General features: G+C 65.0%; 15 protein-coding genes. 6 read left to right on the forward strand and 9 right to left on the reverse strand.

Annotated elements, in window-relative coordinates; all coding sequences use genetic code 11:
- Window positions 1-12 precede the first annotated feature (12 nt).
- Both ACLMAJ_RS26595 and ACLMAJ_RS26600 read left to right on the forward strand, forming a co-directional pair.
- Complete coding sequence (locus tag ACLMAJ_RS26595) at window positions 13-234, forward strand: DUF397 domain-containing protein (protein WP_412016556.1); 222 nt, start codon at window positions 13-15, stop codon at window positions 232-234.
- Between the two features lie 225 nt (window positions 235-459).
- Window positions 460-597: a hypothetical protein gene (locus ACLMAJ_RS26600; RefSeq protein ID WP_412016557.1), complete on the forward strand. Its 138-nt coding sequence runs from the start codon at window positions 460-462 to the stop codon at window positions 595-597.
- Between the two features lie 49 nt (window positions 598-646).
- Here ACLMAJ_RS26600 and ACLMAJ_RS26605 read toward each other — a convergent pair whose 3' ends face one another.
- Genes ACLMAJ_RS26605 through ACLMAJ_RS26615 form a run of 3 tightly spaced genes read right to left on the reverse strand, consistent with a single transcriptional unit; the run spans window position 647 to window position 4,183 of the window.
- Window positions 647-1,393, reverse strand: coding sequence for a succinate dehydrogenase/fumarate reductase iron-sulfur subunit (locus ACLMAJ_RS26605; RefSeq protein WP_412016558.1), 747 nt, complete (start codon window positions 1,391-1,393; stop codon window positions 647-649).
- A 2-nt stretch (window positions 1,394-1,395) separates the two neighbouring features.
- Window positions 1,396-3,336 (reverse strand): fumarate reductase/succinate dehydrogenase flavoprotein subunit, encoded by a 1,941-nt coding sequence (locus ACLMAJ_RS26610; RefSeq protein ID WP_412016559.1) that lies wholly within the window; start codon window positions 3,334-3,336, stop codon window positions 1,396-1,398.
- A gap of 16 nt (window positions 3,337-3,352) precedes the next feature.
- Complete coding sequence (locus ACLMAJ_RS26615) at window positions 3,353-4,183, reverse strand: hypothetical protein (protein WP_412016560.1); 831 nt, start codon at window positions 4,181-4,183, stop codon at window positions 3,353-3,355.
- Window positions 4,184-4,575: 392 nt separating this feature from the next.
- On the opposite strand from ACLMAJ_RS26615, the gene ACLMAJ_RS26620 reads away from it, so the two are divergent.
- Entirely contained in the window at window positions 4,576-5,784 is a 1,209-nt protein-coding gene (locus ACLMAJ_RS26620) for a thiolase family protein (protein ID WP_412016561.1), read from the forward strand.
- A gap of 69 nt (window positions 5,785-5,853) precedes the next feature.
- On the opposite strand, the gene ACLMAJ_RS26625 is transcribed toward ACLMAJ_RS26620, so the two are convergent.
- The 4 genes from ACLMAJ_RS26625 to ACLMAJ_RS26640 form a co-directional block, all read right to left on the reverse strand.
- Window positions 5,854-6,141 carry a hypothetical protein gene (locus ACLMAJ_RS26625; protein WP_412016562.1) on the reverse strand — a complete coding sequence of 96 codons (288 nt, stop codon included), beginning with the start codon at window positions 6,139-6,141 and terminating at the stop codon, window positions 5,854-5,856.
- 206 nt (window positions 6,142-6,347) lie between these two features.
- Window positions 6,348-7,313 carry an alpha/beta fold hydrolase gene (locus tag ACLMAJ_RS26630; protein ID WP_412016563.1) on the reverse strand — a complete coding sequence of 322 codons (966 nt, stop codon included), beginning with the start codon at window positions 7,311-7,313 and terminating at the stop codon, window positions 6,348-6,350.
- A gap of 446 nt (window positions 7,314-7,759) precedes the next feature.
- Entirely contained in the window at window positions 7,760-9,709 is a 1,950-nt protein-coding gene (locus ACLMAJ_RS26635) for an acyl-CoA dehydrogenase family protein (RefSeq protein WP_412016564.1), read from the reverse strand.
- 226 nt (window positions 9,710-9,935) lie between these two features.
- Window positions 9,936-11,117: an AAA family ATPase gene (locus ACLMAJ_RS26640; RefSeq protein WP_412016565.1), complete on the reverse strand. Its 1,182-nt coding sequence runs from the start codon at window positions 11,115-11,117 to the stop codon at window positions 9,936-9,938.
- Window positions 11,118-11,289: 172 nt separating this feature from the next.
- Here ACLMAJ_RS26640 and ACLMAJ_RS26645 point away from each other — a divergent pair, with 172 nt between their 5' ends.
- The 3 genes from ACLMAJ_RS26645 to ACLMAJ_RS26655 all read left to right on the forward strand — a co-directional run bounded on the left by ACLMAJ_RS26645 (window position 11,290) and on the right by ACLMAJ_RS26655 (window position 13,018).
- Complete coding sequence (locus tag ACLMAJ_RS26645) at window positions 11,290-11,574, forward strand: hypothetical protein (protein WP_412016566.1); 285 nt, start codon at window positions 11,290-11,292, stop codon at window positions 11,572-11,574.
- Window positions 11,575-12,007: 433 nt separating this feature from the next.
- Window positions 12,008-12,610, forward strand: coding sequence for a C40 family peptidase (locus ACLMAJ_RS26650; protein WP_412016681.1), 603 nt, complete (start codon window positions 12,008-12,010; stop codon window positions 12,608-12,610).
- Window positions 12,611-12,613: 3 nt separating this feature from the next.
- The gene (locus ACLMAJ_RS26655) at window positions 12,614-13,018 is read left to right on the forward strand and encodes an RNA-binding S4 domain-containing protein (RefSeq protein WP_412016567.1); all 405 of its coding nucleotides are present in this window, start codon (window positions 12,614-12,616) and stop codon (window positions 13,016-13,018) included.
- A gap of 10 nt (window positions 13,019-13,028) precedes the next feature.
- Here the strand turns inward: ACLMAJ_RS26655 and ACLMAJ_RS26660 are convergent, their stop codons facing one another.
- Window positions 13,029-14,165: a cation:proton antiporter gene (locus ACLMAJ_RS26660; protein ID WP_412016568.1), complete on the reverse strand. Its 1,137-nt coding sequence runs from the start codon at window positions 14,163-14,165 to the stop codon at window positions 13,029-13,031.
- Entirely contained in the window at window positions 14,162-14,539 is a 378-nt protein-coding gene (locus ACLMAJ_RS26665; RefSeq protein WP_412016682.1) for a hypothetical protein, read from the reverse strand. The genes ACLMAJ_RS26660 and ACLMAJ_RS26665 overlap by 4 nt, the downstream gene beginning before the upstream one ends.
- Window positions 14,540-14,557 lie beyond the last annotated feature (18 nt).

Genomic DNA, 14,557 nt, shown 5'->3' on the forward strand with positions numbered 1-14,557 from the left:
GGAGTCCGAATCGTGAGTATCAATCGTGGCGCGCAGGTTGATCTGGCAGGCGCGGTTTGGCGCAAGGCAGGCACCGGCGCGGGTAAGGACAGTGTCGAAGTCGCCCTGCTGGAGGATGGCCACGTCGCCCTGCGCGACGGCAAGAACCCCGACGGTGACGTACTGATCTTCACCCCCGGCGAATGGGCTGCGTTCACCGCGGGTGTGCACGACGGCGAGTTCGATCGCCCCTGAGAGATGAGGCCGGGCCCGGCGGCAACCCCGCCGGGCCGTGCTGAATTCGCCGTGCTGGAGTGACGAGCGTTGCGTTACCCGCCGTCCGTTGTTGATCACGAAACGGCAGAGATTCGGCAACGAAAGTGTGTTTGCCCCGGCGAAATACCGGGTAGACAACAATTTGTGGATCGTGGGCTGAAAATTACCCACCCCCGGTACAGGAAATTGCGGCCGGGGGATTGGGTGGAATGGCTGATCGTCGCGCTGCTTTTCGCAGTGTCGGCGGTGGGGGTGTTCGTCCTCACCGGCTCGTTCTTGTCGGCGTTGTTCGTCGGAGTGCTGGTGTGGGTCGTCGCTGTCGGAGTAGTAGCTATCTTGTAAGGGTGCGCCGACCGGCCGGGTGTCGACCCGGCCGGTTGTCCCGTCGCGATCAGCGTCGGAACAGCTTGTTGCCCAACCAGACCAGTGGGTCGTACTTCTGATCGGCGACTCGTTCTTTCATCGGGATCAGCGCATTGTCGGTGATCTTGATGTGCTCCGGGCACACCTCGGTGCAGCACTTGGTGATGTTGCAGAGTCCGAGGCCCTGCTCGTCCTGCGCGAGGTCACGGCGATCGGCGACGTCGAGCGGATGCATCTCCAGTTCGGCGATCCGCATGAGGAACCTCGGCCCGGCGAAGGCGGCCTTGTTCTCCTCGTGATCGCGAACCACGTGACAGGTGTCCTGGCACAGGAAGCACTCGATGCACTTGCGGAACTCCTGCGAGCGCTCCACATCGACCTGTTTCATCCGGTAGTCACCGGGTTTCAGATCGTCGGGCGGCGTGAACGACGGTATCTCCCTCGCCTTCTGGTAGTTGAACGACACGTCGGTCACCAGATCCCTTACTACCGGGAAGGCGCGCATCGGGGTGACGGTGATCAGTTCCTCGGGCTGGAAGGTCGACATCCGTGTCATGCACAGCAGCCGTGGTCGCCCGTTGACTTCGGCCGAACACGAACCGCATTTGCCCGCCTTGCAATTCCAGCGCACCGCGAGATCGGGGGCCTGGGTGGCCTGCAGCCGGTGGATGATGTCGAGCACCACCTCACCCTCGTTCACCTGTACGGTGAAATCCTGCAGCTCACCACCATCGTTGTCGCCGCGCCATACGCGGAAATCGGCGTCGTAACTCATTGCTACGCCTCACCTTTCGCGGCAGTAGTCGAACCGGCCGGATGAGCGGCGAGATCGTCAGAGTTGTAATACTTTTCGAGCTCGGTCAGCTCGAAGAGCGCGAGCAGGTCACCGCGCATCGGCAGCTGCTCTTCCGGCGTGACCCGTACCGCCGGCACCGTCTCGCTCGCATCGGCGGGGTCGATCGAGCACACCAGCAGCCTGTTGCGCCAGTCGGCGTCCATCCCCGGATGGTCGTCGCGGGTGTGCCCGCCCCTGCTCTCGGTGCGCAATAGCGCGGCTTGCGCGACACATTCGCTGACCAGCAGCATGTTTCGCAGATCGAGGGCGAGATGCCAGCCGGGATTGAACTGTCGATGGCCTTCGACAAGCACCCCGGCGAACCGGGTACGCAGTTCGGCGAGGCGTTCGATGGCCTGCTCGAGTTCGTGCTCTTTGCGGATGATGCCGACCAGGTCGTTCATTGCCTGCTGCAAATCGGTGTGCAGGGTGTAGGGGTTCTCCCCCGCGCCAGCTGCGGGCGGATCGAACGGTGCGACAGCGGCGTTCGCTGCCGTGGTCAGATCGGCGTCGGCCACGGCCGGTCGCTCGCTCAGTTGCTCGACATAGTTCGAAGCGCCCATGCCCGCCCGTCGGCCGAAGACGAGCAGGTCCGAAAGCGAGTTGCCGCCGAGCCGGTTCGAGCCGTGCATACCGCCCGAACACTCGCCCGCCGCGAACAACCCGGGTACGGTCGCCGCTCCGGTGTCCGGATCGACCTCGATACCGCCCATGACGTAGTGGCAGGTCGGACCGACTTCCATCGGCTCCTTCGTAATATCCACATCAGCGAGCTCTTTGAACTGATGGTGCATCGATGGCAGTCGTCGCCGGATCTCCTCGGCGGGCAGCCGCGAGGCGATATCCAGGTACACGCCTCCATGTTCGGTGCCGCGACCGGCCTTCACCTCCGAGTTGATCGCGCGGGCCACCTCGTCACGTGGCAGTAGGTCCGGGGTGCGGCGCGCGGAATCGTTGTCGCGCAACCACTGATCGGCCTCTTCCTCAGTCTCGGCGTACTGCCCCTTGAAGACCGGCGGAATGTAGTCGAACATGAACCGCTCGCCCTCGGAGTTCTTCAGCACTCCACCGTCGCCGCGCACACCCTCGGTGACGAGGATGCCCTTCACACTCGGCGGCCAGACCATACCGGTCGGATGGAACTGCAAGAACTCCATATTGATCAGCGTGGCCCCGGCCCGCAGTGCGAGCGCGTGCCCGTCCCCGGTGTACTCCCAGGAATTCGAGGTCACCTTGTAGGACTTGCCGATTCCACCGGTGGCGAGCACAACGGCGGGCGTTTCGAACAGCACGAATCTGCCGGATTCACGCCAGTAGCCGAACGCGCCCGCGATCCGATCGCCATCCTTGAGCAGCTCGGTGATGGTGAGTTCGTGAAAGACCTTGATGCGTGACTCGTAGTCGCCGCTTTCCGCGAAATCCTCTTGCTGCAGCGAGACGATCTTCTGCTGCATGGTGCGGATGATCTCGAGGCCGGTGCGGTCGCCGACGTGGGCGAGCCGCGGGTAGGTGTGGCCACCGAAGTTGCGCTGACTTATTCGGCCGTCCGGGGTCCTATCGAACAGCGCCCCATAGGTTTCCAGCTCCCATACCCGGTCGGGCGCCTCCTGGGCGTGCAGCTCGGCCATGCGCCAGTTGTTGAGGAATTTGCCACCGCGCATGGTGTCTTTGAAATGGGTTTGCCAGTTGTCTTTTTCGTTGGCATTGCCCATCGAGGCGGCGCATCCGCCCTCGGCCATCACGGTGTGTGCCTTGCCGAACAACGACTTGCACACCACCGCCACGGAAAGGCCGTGTTCCCTTGCTTCGATTACCGCGCGCAGTCCGGCGCCACCGGCACCGATAACGACGACGTCGTACTTGTGCCGTTCCACTTCTGGCATGGCCGCGAATACTCCTTCAGTTGATGAACCGCAGGTCCGAAATCGTCTCGCTGGCAACCAACATCACGTAGAAGTCGGTAAGCACCAGGGTGCCGAGAGTGGTCCAGGCCAGCGCCATATGGCGGGTGTTCAGCTTGGAGACCTGGGTCCAGAACCAGTACCGCACCGGATGTGCGGAGAAATGCTTGAGTCGCCCGCCCGCGATATGCCTGCACGAGTGGCACGACAGGGTGTAAGCCCACAGCAGGATCACGTTGGCGAGCAGCACGATATTGCCGAGACCGAAACCGAAACCGCCGGTCTTGCCGTGGAACGCGGTGATCGCGTCGTAGGTGTTGATCAGCGAAACCACAATCGCCACATAGAAGAAGTAGCGGTGCGCGTTCTGGATGATCAGCGGCAGCCGGGTCTCGCCGGTGTACTTGGCGTGTGGCTCGGCAACGGCGCAGGCAGGCGGGGAGAACCACACCGCGCGGTAGTAGGCCTTGCGGTAGTAGTAGCAGGTGAGCCGGAAGCCGAGCAAGAACGGCAGCACCACGAAGCCGAGCGGCACGATTGCGGGTAGGTCGCCGAACGGCGTGCCGAAATGTGTCGATCCCTCCACGCACGAGGTGCTCAGGCACGGCGAGTAGAACGGCGTCAGGTAGTGGTAGTCCGCGACCCAATATGCCGTTCGCACAAACGATCTGATCGTCGCATAGATGAGGAAGGCGCCGAGGCCGAGCACGGTGACGAGCGGCGGCACCCACCATCGATCGGTGCGTAGCGTGCGCTCGGAGATTCGAGCCCTTGCCTTACTGAAGACGCCCGTCCCCGTTTCCGGGGTGGCGGTCGGTGCGGCACTCACTGGTGGATGCCTCGCTGATCTGCTGTGCGGATGGTCATCTTTACCCTCCGCAATTGAATGTGATGCTGAGCACCATACGACACCTTCCGCATGACTCGAGCGCGGTCCCGGCAATACCGACCCGCCGTAATGGCCGTGATTTGCGCCACATCGACTAGCTCGCGAGTGAGCTGCCCGCGGCGACGAACCGACCGCAATGCATCGAACTCGGCTTGAACAGAACGTGATTCGAGTGGGTTTCTGACAAAGGAGACTCCGGGTCGAATAATCGGCCGTTCGATGGTCACACGGCGGCAATAAATCTGTGGTGACCTGTCCCAGAGATCTACCCGCTGACGTGGCCTGATGCGTGTGTCGCACCGGCCCGGCGGGCCGGGGAAGGAGTCACCACCATGAGACGAGCCGCGATCGTGGCGCCGGCCCGAACTCCGAGCGGAGTCGAGGGTGGAGCGTTATCCGGAATGCCACCGGAATGGCTTGCCTCGGCCGTCCTTTCCGCGGTCATCGCTCGGTCCGGAATCGACCCGATGCGCATCGAGGATGTCGCGATGGCCTGCATTGATAGCGGCGCGACCAGCACGCCCGAGCTGAGCAGGCTCGCGGCCCGCGGCGCCGGGTTGCCCTTCGCCGTTCCGGGTTTTCTCACCGATCGCCGCTGCGGCAGCGGCCTACAGGCGGTGATCACCGCGGCGATGATGGTGCAGACCGGTGCCGCCGATGTGGTGGTCGCGGGCGGGGTGGAATCCGCCGCCGGCAATGGTGACCTGATCCGGGGCGATCTTGCCAATGCCGAAGACCTGGCCCGCTATTACGGGATCGGTAGGGTCGAAGCCGATGATTTCGCGGTGGCCAGCCATCACAAGGCCGCCCGCGCGTGGCGGCAAGGCCACTTCAGCGCCGAGGTGATTCCGGTCGGCGTGGTGCAGGAGGGCCACGACTGGTCCGATTCCGTCACCGACACCGCGGCACGGCATCAGATTTTGCGTGACGAAGGTGTGCGAGCGGATGTCTCGACGCGCACCCTGGCCGAGCTGCGCCCGCTGATCTCCGATGGCGTCGTCACCACCGGGAACATGAGCGCTCATCGGCACGGTGCCGCGGCCTGCCTGGTCGTTGCCGAAGATCGGCTCGAGGACCTCGGCCTGTCCCCGATCGCCTATCTCGTCGGCTGGGCAGCCGCCGGATGTGATTCCGGCGCAGCGACTCTGGGTGCGGCGCCCGCCGTCGCCAAGTTGCTCGGCCGGACCGGCCGCACCCTCGACGATATCGATCTGGTCGAGGTCAACGAGGGGTTCGCCGTCGAGGTGCTCGCGCTGGCAAGGGAATGGGATCTCGATACCAGCGACCGGCTCAACGTCAACGGCTCGGCGATAGCTCTCGGCCACCCGGTCGGTGCCACCGGCCTGCGCATCATGACCACGATGCTGCACGAATTGGCGCGCACCGAGGGGCGCTACGGGCTGGAAGCGATCGCGCTCGGCCACGATCACGGCATCGCGGCCCTCTTCGAATCGGCGGGCACGACTCCGGTCGCGACCGCGCCGCTCGGCGCCCGCTTTCACGGCTCTCGTCCCCGTCGATTCGGCAGACACCGAGCCTGAGACGCACGGTAATGCCGCCCGATGCTGCTCCGGGCGGCGACCAGCAAGTACTGCTTGTGGGTGCGCGGTCTACTTCGTGCGCGGGCGGGAGTGGAAGCCGAGGCCCTCGTCCTGCGCGCCCATCCAGGCCGCCTCGTCCGACTTGCTGTCCGGGACATAGATGGTGTCCTCGGGTCGGCGGGTGACCTCCGGCGGCGGCGACTGCTCGAGCTCATCGGCGTCGATGACGAGCCGCTCGAGGTCGTTCTCCAATCGTCGAACGGTGTTTGCGTCGCCATAGTTGGAGCGCAGTGCGCCGATGGATTGCCGGAGCTGGCCGACGGCGTAGCGGAGTTCCGCGATATCGCTGCGGGGCATCGTTACCTCCTGTGTTCCTTGGCGGACATACGAACTCGGTGCACAGCGGTCTTTCCAGAATCTGCCTCGGAACGTGCCGCACCAAGCTGTGTGACTCACCACACAACGTGATCTCCAACACAGTACGTGAGTAATCGTGATTTGGCTCGTCGGGATGTGATTCGGCGGTTCGCTCAAATGTTGCCAGGGCGCGGATCGGCGCCGGCTCAGCTGACCGCGGCGTACTCCGGCCCCTGTCCGCGCATACCGGCGAAGACTCGCTCGACGAGTCCGACGATGGACTGCGCCACTTCCTCCGCGCGTTCCATCATCACGTTGTGGCCCGCGCCCTCGAGTCGGACGAGCTCGGATCCGGCCAGTTGTGAGGCGAGCACCACCGAATGCGCGAACGGCACCACGATGTCCGCGGAACCGGCGAGCACCAGTGCCGGGATGGTGCCGAGCCGGTGCAGCGTCGCGGTCTCGTCGAAGTTGATCAGCGAGACGAGGAAGCTCGACATAGTCAGCAGCGGGGTGTCGTTCAGCATCGCCGTCGCGACCGCGATCATTCTCGGGTTGACCTTCCTTGTTCCGAAATTCGCCTCGCGAATGATCGGCTCGCAGATCCGGCGGGACAGCCGCTTGGATGCCTGCATGACCCGCGGTGCCCGCAGCACGGCTACCTGTAGCGAGCTCACCGCGCGACGGTGCAGGAAGCGGCCGAGGCCGACCTCGGTGATGCCGTTGGCGGCGCCCGCGATCAGGCCGACGCCGACCACGCGAGTGCCGATCGCCTCGGGGAACAGGCGGGCGTAGGCGAGGGTGACCATGGCGCCCATGGAATGGCCGACCAGGATGATCGGGCCGGTCGGAACCACCGCGCGCAGCACGGCGTCGAGGTCGTGCCCGAGTTGGTCGATGGTGTAGCTCGCGGGATCGGCGACGCCCGATTCCCCGTGGCCGCGATGGTCGTAGAAGACCATCCGGGTATCGGATCCCCACTGGCGCAACAGTTCGTCGCGCAGGAAAAACCAGGATTCGGTGCGCAGGCAATGTCCGTGCACGAAGATCACGGTCAGCGGCGCGGTGTCGGTTCCGAAGGTGCGGACCGAAATCGGGATGCCGTCGTCGGCCGAGACCGTTATGCGGTGGCCGTCATGGTCGGCGGCGAAGCGGGCGATGATCGTGGACATAAGGTTCTCCTGGACTATCGGGTCACCTTGGGACCTAAGTGCTCTTGCCCGGTTGTCGATAGTTGTTTCCTTCGCGTTAGCGCCTCATACCTGCCGTTATGCACACGATGCGCAACTGACGCCGGTGATCGACATCGCCCTGGGCCTGCTCGGACCTCGATCGGCGAATCTACGAAAAGATAGGTCAAACGCTAGATCCGCGTAGACGCGCATGATCGCCTGCTCGGCTCGCCGAGTATCGGTGGGTCGGCCGGTTCCCTAGAGCCCCCTAGATTTTGTTATCGAACGGTCATCCCCGCCATATCGACCTTCTTCGTATATCTAGTTATTTTCCAAGACTCAGGCAGAAAGTGCGATCGACCGCACCCGAGGTCGCGCTGGTGGTTCGGGCTTACCGGCGCGACGTCGATGTGCGGCCGATCGAGGCCGCGACTACCCGTGCGTGATTACGCGTGGGTTCTGGTGGAGGGCAAGAACGGGCGTATCAGGTTCGCCTCGGTCGACGGACCCACCTGCCATTCGGAGATCCACGGCCCGGTGCCCTCGCTGGGATCGAGCACGCCGTCTTCCAGCCAGCGGTAGCGACCATCGAGCACGCCGCGGGTGCGAGCGCTGTCCTCGTCGTCGGTGTTGTCCCACAGTGCGTCGAACAGTTCGCGCACCCGCACTCGTGACTGTCTGCTGAACGTATCGGCGAGTTCCTCCGCGGCCGTGGCTTCTTCGGCGCCCGCGGCGCGCAGTGCCTTGGCTCGTACGCACGCCGCCGAGATCGCGAACAGCTCCGCGCCGATATCGACGATCCTGCCGAGGAAGTTCTGCCGGTACTCCAGACCTGCCTGCCAGCGGCCCATCGCGTACATCAGCGATCTGGCCTGCTTGCGTGAACTGCGCTCGACGAAACGCAGATGCCGTGCCAGCGGTCCGAATTCGGCATAGGTCGCGGGCACGGTGCCCGCGCCGACGGCGAGCTGCGGGAACCACTTGGCATAGAACCCGGTCGCACCGACCGCGGCCTTGGCCTTGGCCTTGAACTCCGCGTTGCGATCGACGAGCGCACCAGCGGCCGACATGTGCGCGTCGGCCATTTCCCTGGCGATCAGCAGTCGCATGATTTCGCTCGAGCCCTCGAAGATGCGGTTGATCCGCAGATCGCGGACCAACTGCTCTGCGCCGACCGCACGTTCGCCGCGCGCCTTGAGCGAAGCGGCCGTCTCGTAGCCGCGCCCACCTCGGATCTGCACGAGTTCATCGGCGATCCGGCAGCTCATTTCGCTGGCCCAGAGTTTCGCGAGCGCCGCCTCGATCCGGATGTCGTTGCGGCCCTCATCGCACATCGTCGCGGACAAATCCAGCGACGCTTCCAGCGCGTAGGTGGTGGCCGCGATGAACGAGAGCTTCGCGCCGACGGCGGCGTGCTCGCCGACCGGCCTACCCCACTGCACCCGCTGGGTGCTCCATTCCCGCGCGATCTTCAGCGACCACTTCGACGCTGCCGTGCACAGCGCGGGGATGGCGAGGCGGCCGGCGTTGAGCGTGGTGAGCGCGATCTTCAGGCCGTCACCCTCGCGGCCGACCAGGTTGCGCTTGGGGACGCGGACGTTGTGCATCCTTGTCACGCCGTTCTCGATGCCGTGCAGGCCCATGAACGAATTACGCCGTTCCACCGTGATCCCCGGCGAATCGGCCTCGACGATGAACGCCGAAATGCCGCCGCGATGCCCCTCGCTCTTCGGCACCCGTGCCATCACCACCAGTAGTTCGGCGACGACGCCATTGGTGGTCCACAGCTTGACGCCATTGAGCTCGTAGGCCTCGCCGTCCTCGGTCGGGGTCGCGGTGCTCGCCATCCTGGCCGGGTCGGAGCCGACGTCGGGTTCGGTGAGCAGGAAGGCGCTGACCGCGCCGGCCGCGCAGCGTGGCAAGAACTCGGCCTTCTGCTCGGCGGTGCCCGCCAGCTTCAGCGGCTCGGGGACACCGATGGATTGGTGCGCCGAAAGCAGCACCCCGAGGGCGGGGTGCGCCGAGCCGATCAGCATCAACGCCCGGTTGTAGCCGACCTGGGAAAGTCCCTGGCCACCATGCTCTTCCGAGATCTTCAGGCCGAAGCAGCCGAGTTCGGCGAGGCCCTTCACGTACTCGTCCGGGATTCGGGACTCCGCTTCGATCACGGCGCCGTCGATCTTCTCGCAGAACGGCCGGAGCCGGGCCAGGTAGGCCTCGGTGCGCGCGGCGTCCTCGTCGCTGGGTTGTGGGTAGGGGTGAATCAGGTCGAGCCGGAAGCGCCCGAGGAACATCTCCTTGGCGAACGATGGTTTGACCCAACTGGTTTCGCGAGATTCCTCGACCAGTGTCCGGGCCTGTTCTTCGGTCGCGTCGACTTTCGTGGTGGTCGCCATGGAGTTCCTCCTCGGAGGTGATCAGGGTCACATTCGAGTGTAGAAACTTTAGTTACCCGCCGGTAGGTCTATCGGCCCATGGATTTCTGATCGACGCAGCCGCACGAAGTCCGTCCTTGGACCGCCCATTGCCGTAGCGAAGGCCAAAGGTACGCCGCGCACGGTCGGAGCGGAGGCGGAGGTACGTCGCGCATGGCCGGAGCGAAGGCGGAGGTACGCCTATTGATCAGACGCTGCGCAGATAGCGACCGAAGTGCGGCACCGTGAAACCGATGGTGCCGCGCTCGGCCGAATAGATCAGCCCCTTCTTGATCAGTCCGTCGCGGGCAGGCGAAAGCGAGGCCGGTTTGCGGCCGAGTTCGGTGGCGACCGCGGCGGTCGCCACCGGACCGTCGTCTCCTGCCAGATCCGCCATCGCGCGCATGTATTCGCGCTCGGCAGGTGTTGCGCGTTCATAGCGAGAGCCGAAGAAGCCGACGGCCAGTTCCTCCTCGGCGGTCGGCGCGGCCACCTCGACATCCTGGATGCCGATCGGGCTCTCCGGCGCCTGATCCCAGGCCGCCTTGCCGTAAGCCTGCACGAAATAGGGGTAGCCGTCGGCCTTTTGGTACAGCGAATCCAGTGCCTCGTCGGTGAATTTCACTTCTTCACGCTCGGCGGGCGCAATCAGCGCCTGGTCCGCCGATTCGCGGTCCAACCTGTCGATGCGGTGATAGCTGAACAGTCGCTCCGAGTAGCTCTTCGACGCGGAAAGCACCGCGGGCAGATGCGGAAGGCCCGCCCCGACAACTATGAGTGGCGCTGCGTCCTGGCTCAATTCGTGGCAGGCGCCGCAGATGGCGGAGATGTCCTCGGGGCCGAGGTCCTGCATCTCGTCGATGAAGATCGCGATGCCGACGCCGATGTCGCTGGCGAGCGCGGCCGCCTCCTTGAATAGTTCGATGAGATCGATTTCGATATCGCCGGAATCGGCCCGACCGATTACCGCGGGCACGTCGATGCCCGGCTGCCAGCGCTCCCGCATGCCCTTGTCGGCGGTGGAGCGCAGCGCGAAAGCCTTGAGGATGCCGAGGAAGTCGTCGACCCGCTCCGGATTGCGGTGCGCCATGGCGATCGCGCGGACCGCCATGTGCAGTGCCGAGGACAGTGGACGGCGCAGTTCTTGATCCGGGCGCGCCTCGATTTTCCCGGTGCCCCAACCGTGGGAGACCGCGGCGGAGCGAAGTTGGTTGAGCAGCACCGTTTTTCCGACCCCACGCAACCCGGTGAGCATGACGCTGCGCTCCGGCCTGCCGCGCGCGACGCGTTCCAGCACAATGTCGAAAGCAGTGAGTTGCTTATCGCGCCCGGCCAGTTCGGGTGGGCGCTGTCCGGCTCCTGGGGCATACGGATTCCGCACGGGGTCCATGCCCACACACCGTAGCGTGTCATCTCCTATAAATCTGCGGATGTCTACCACGCGTCCTAGATATTGCTAGCGTCGCTAATCGAGGGCTTGGTTTATTGCACTGTTGCTATCACCGCGAAAATCTCTACGCTGGTGGCCGTTCGGTCTACGATCCAGCGCGGGACGGAGGGGCATGTCCGAGGAATCCGCTCCAGACAACTCCGCTGAGGTGGTCGCATCCTGGAACGTGCCTGCCGGAGCGACGGTGGCCGAACGCATCCGCTCCAACATCCTGGAGGCGATCGAGAGTGGTCTCGACGATCCGCAGCTTGTCGCCGATCTGGCGGTCGGGCCGCTGGTCATAGCGCTCGGTCGGCTCGAGCTCGAACTTGCCGAGGCGCGCCGCCGTATCGACAGACTGGAGCGGTCGTCGGCCGAGCGGCCCGGCGATGATCTTGGGCGAGCGTCCGAATTCTGATCGCGCACTACCGGATCCGCCCGCGACTTTCGATTGGATAACGGGTTCGCAATCGCCGATATCGTGTCGTGATCAGTCGGGCGTGTCGCCTTTTCGGCCGCTCGTACAGGCAATTTGCCGAGACCACAAAACGCACTGGCCTGTGCGCTGGACAACACCGCGCCCGCATCGTAATCTCTTCGTGACTTCATGGAGTCTGTCGCTTCGTAAGAGAAACGGCGCCAGGGAGTCACCGCCTAATCGGCTGTCGGGGCCAACATGTCTCGGTCGTCGTGCCGGGGACCTACAGGTTTCGTCTGAGGTAGGGCCGATCTTGGCCCGTCAGCTGATCCGGTCGGCGGGTGAGTAGGAAGATCGGAGACTCAGCTCGGTGGGTAAACACAGCTTGCAGCGGGATTCTCGGCTACCGAATTCCGTCAAGGGTGCCCTCGTCATGGGCGCAGTGGCCGCATCGACTGGTGCGATGCCCGCGATCCCGGCGATGGCCGCAACCATCAATATCCCCGGTATCGGAGACTTCGACGTCCCGGTCCCGCAGGGGTTCGAGCAGCCGGTTCAGCAGCTCAACCAGCAGATTCAGCAGGCGATGACCGCGATGCCCGCGCCACAGCAGGGCATGTCCGCACCGCAGATGCAGTTGCCCAGCTTCGGTGCGCCCAATCTTCAGGGGATGTTCCAGGCAGCCCCGGCGACTCCTGCGAACATCGCATTCGACGCCGCCAAGACCAAGGTCGGCGCCCAGTACTCCTGGGGTGCCGCAGGACCCTACAGCTTCGACTGCTCGGGACTGGTCCAGTGGGCCTACCGTCAGGCCGGAGTCGATCTGCCGCGCACCAGCTTCGAGCAGTCGCACGTCGGCGCGCCGGTGGCGTTCCAGGACCTGCAGCCGGGTGACATCGTCGTGACCAACGGCGGCGGCCACGTCGGGATGTACGCGGGCGACGGCAAGCTGCTCAACGCGGTCCAGTCGGGTGACCCTGTTACCTACACCACCCTGCGTCCCGACATGGTCGTTACGGCGCGCCGTATCGTCTAACGGGTGGCCCAAGCCGTACCCGGCACCAAAACCGCCGCGACACAGGCGCGAGTCGACTCGTGGACGTGGGCGGTGCGTCTGTTCAAAACGAGGTCCGCGGCCGCTGAGGCGTGTCGTGGAGGGCACGTCCGCGTCAATGGCGCCGCGGCCAAGCCTGCCCAGCCCGTACGCCCCGGCGATGAGGTTCGCATCCGCGCCGGTGGTATCGAGCGCATTGTGATCGTGGAGCGAATCGTCACCAAACGTGTCGGTCCCCCGATTGCCGCGCAATGCTTCATCGACCACAGCCCGCCGCCGCCGTCCCGCGAGATCCTCGCGACGATGCCGCGCCGCGACCGTGGTTCCGGTCGGCCGACCAAACGTGAACGCCGGGAGACCGATCGGCTACTCGGCCGTGAAGACGACTGAACCCCGGCCGCTACTTATCGGCCCTCGTGGTGCCCGCGATCCGGCTCGCCGCTAGCGCGGCCGCGGCGATCGTGCACAGCGCACCGAGCATCAGAGCCGATGATTCTCCAGGTACCAGGACGTGCAGCTGCGTGCCGACGGTTACCGCCGCGACCGGCACACCGATCTGTGCCGCAGCGAGCGCGCCGAGGGGGAGTGGCTGCCCGATGGCTCTGGTCGCCAGGTGCACGAGGACGGCTCCCGCGCCGAGGAGTAGTCCGAGCCCGATGAGTCGGGGGTGCTCGCCCAACTCGCGCAGATTGAGCCGAGCGCCGAGCCAGACGAAGAACAATGGACCGAGAAAGCCGTCGTTGATGGCGAAGAGCTGCCTGGCGACCCGGCGAGGTTCCCCGATTCCGGCAACCGCGAGCCCGGCGGCGAAGCCTGCCAACATGATCGACACATGAGTCTGGGTGGCCAGCGCGCACAGCGCGAAGAGTGCCGCGAGACTCACCCGCAGCTCCAGTGCGAAGGAGCGGTCCTCCGATAGTCGATGCACGCGGCGTCGGGTGCCTGAGAGCTCCAGCTGCCGCAAAACCAGGAACAGGGCGGCGGCCGCCGCGGCGACCGCGATGGCGCCGATTGCCGCGCGGCCCGCGTTGGCGGGATCGATGACGAGCGGCAACGCGACCACACACGCGGTATCGGCGATGGCGACCTGGGCCGTCAGCGCGAGGACCGGCCTACCATGCATGCCGAGTGAGTCGATGATCGGTAGCGCCAGCGCTGCCGACGAGGACGCCATGAGCACCGCGTAGATGGCGCCGTGCCCGGTGCCGAACCAGTGGGCTATACCGAAACCCGCTGCCACGGCGCGTAATCCGACAATCACGGCACGCAGGCCACCGATCCCGAGTGCCGTTCGCACGACAGGATCCCGCACCGGGACGTGGGCCCCCGCCACGAACATGACCACCGCGAAACCCATGTCCGCCAGGAAGGTGAACATCGGATCAGAGGTGTGCAGTACACCGAAACCGGTACTGCCGAAAATGATTCCGGCGACCAACTCACCCAGAATTACCGGTAGGTGCCAGGACCGGCGCAAGGCGAATATCGGTCCGCACAAACCGAGCGCGATGACAAGGGCCAGGGTCGAGAACGTCACCGCAGGGCGGCGATTTTCGCGGGAATCTCGATGTTCTCGTCGGCCCAGTGGATGGCGCACACCCGGTGGTAGCCGTCGGCGATCACCATCGGTACACCGGTGCGGAAGTCGCCGCGCACCAGCAGGATCGGCGAAAGTGCAGTGCCGTTATTGATCTTGATGAGATCCCGTCGAACGTGCGGATTCTCGGCACCGAGCAGTTCCAGTCCGGCGGCACGCAGGAGGTCCTTGGCCTTCTTGTGCACGATCGGCGCGTCGCGCAGTTCCGCGACGACGGCGTCGACGACTTCCGGTTCGGCCAGCAGCTCCAGGTAGTCCGCCGCCGCGGGATAATCATGTTCCTCGGGATGGTCTTTCCAGGTCACGGAGATGATTTCGGTCGCCATAGGCCT

It is taken from the genome of Nocardia arseniciresistens, assembly GCF_046764875.1.
GTDB lineage: Bacteria > Actinomycetota > Actinomycetes > Mycobacteriales > Mycobacteriaceae > Nocardia > Nocardia arseniciresistens.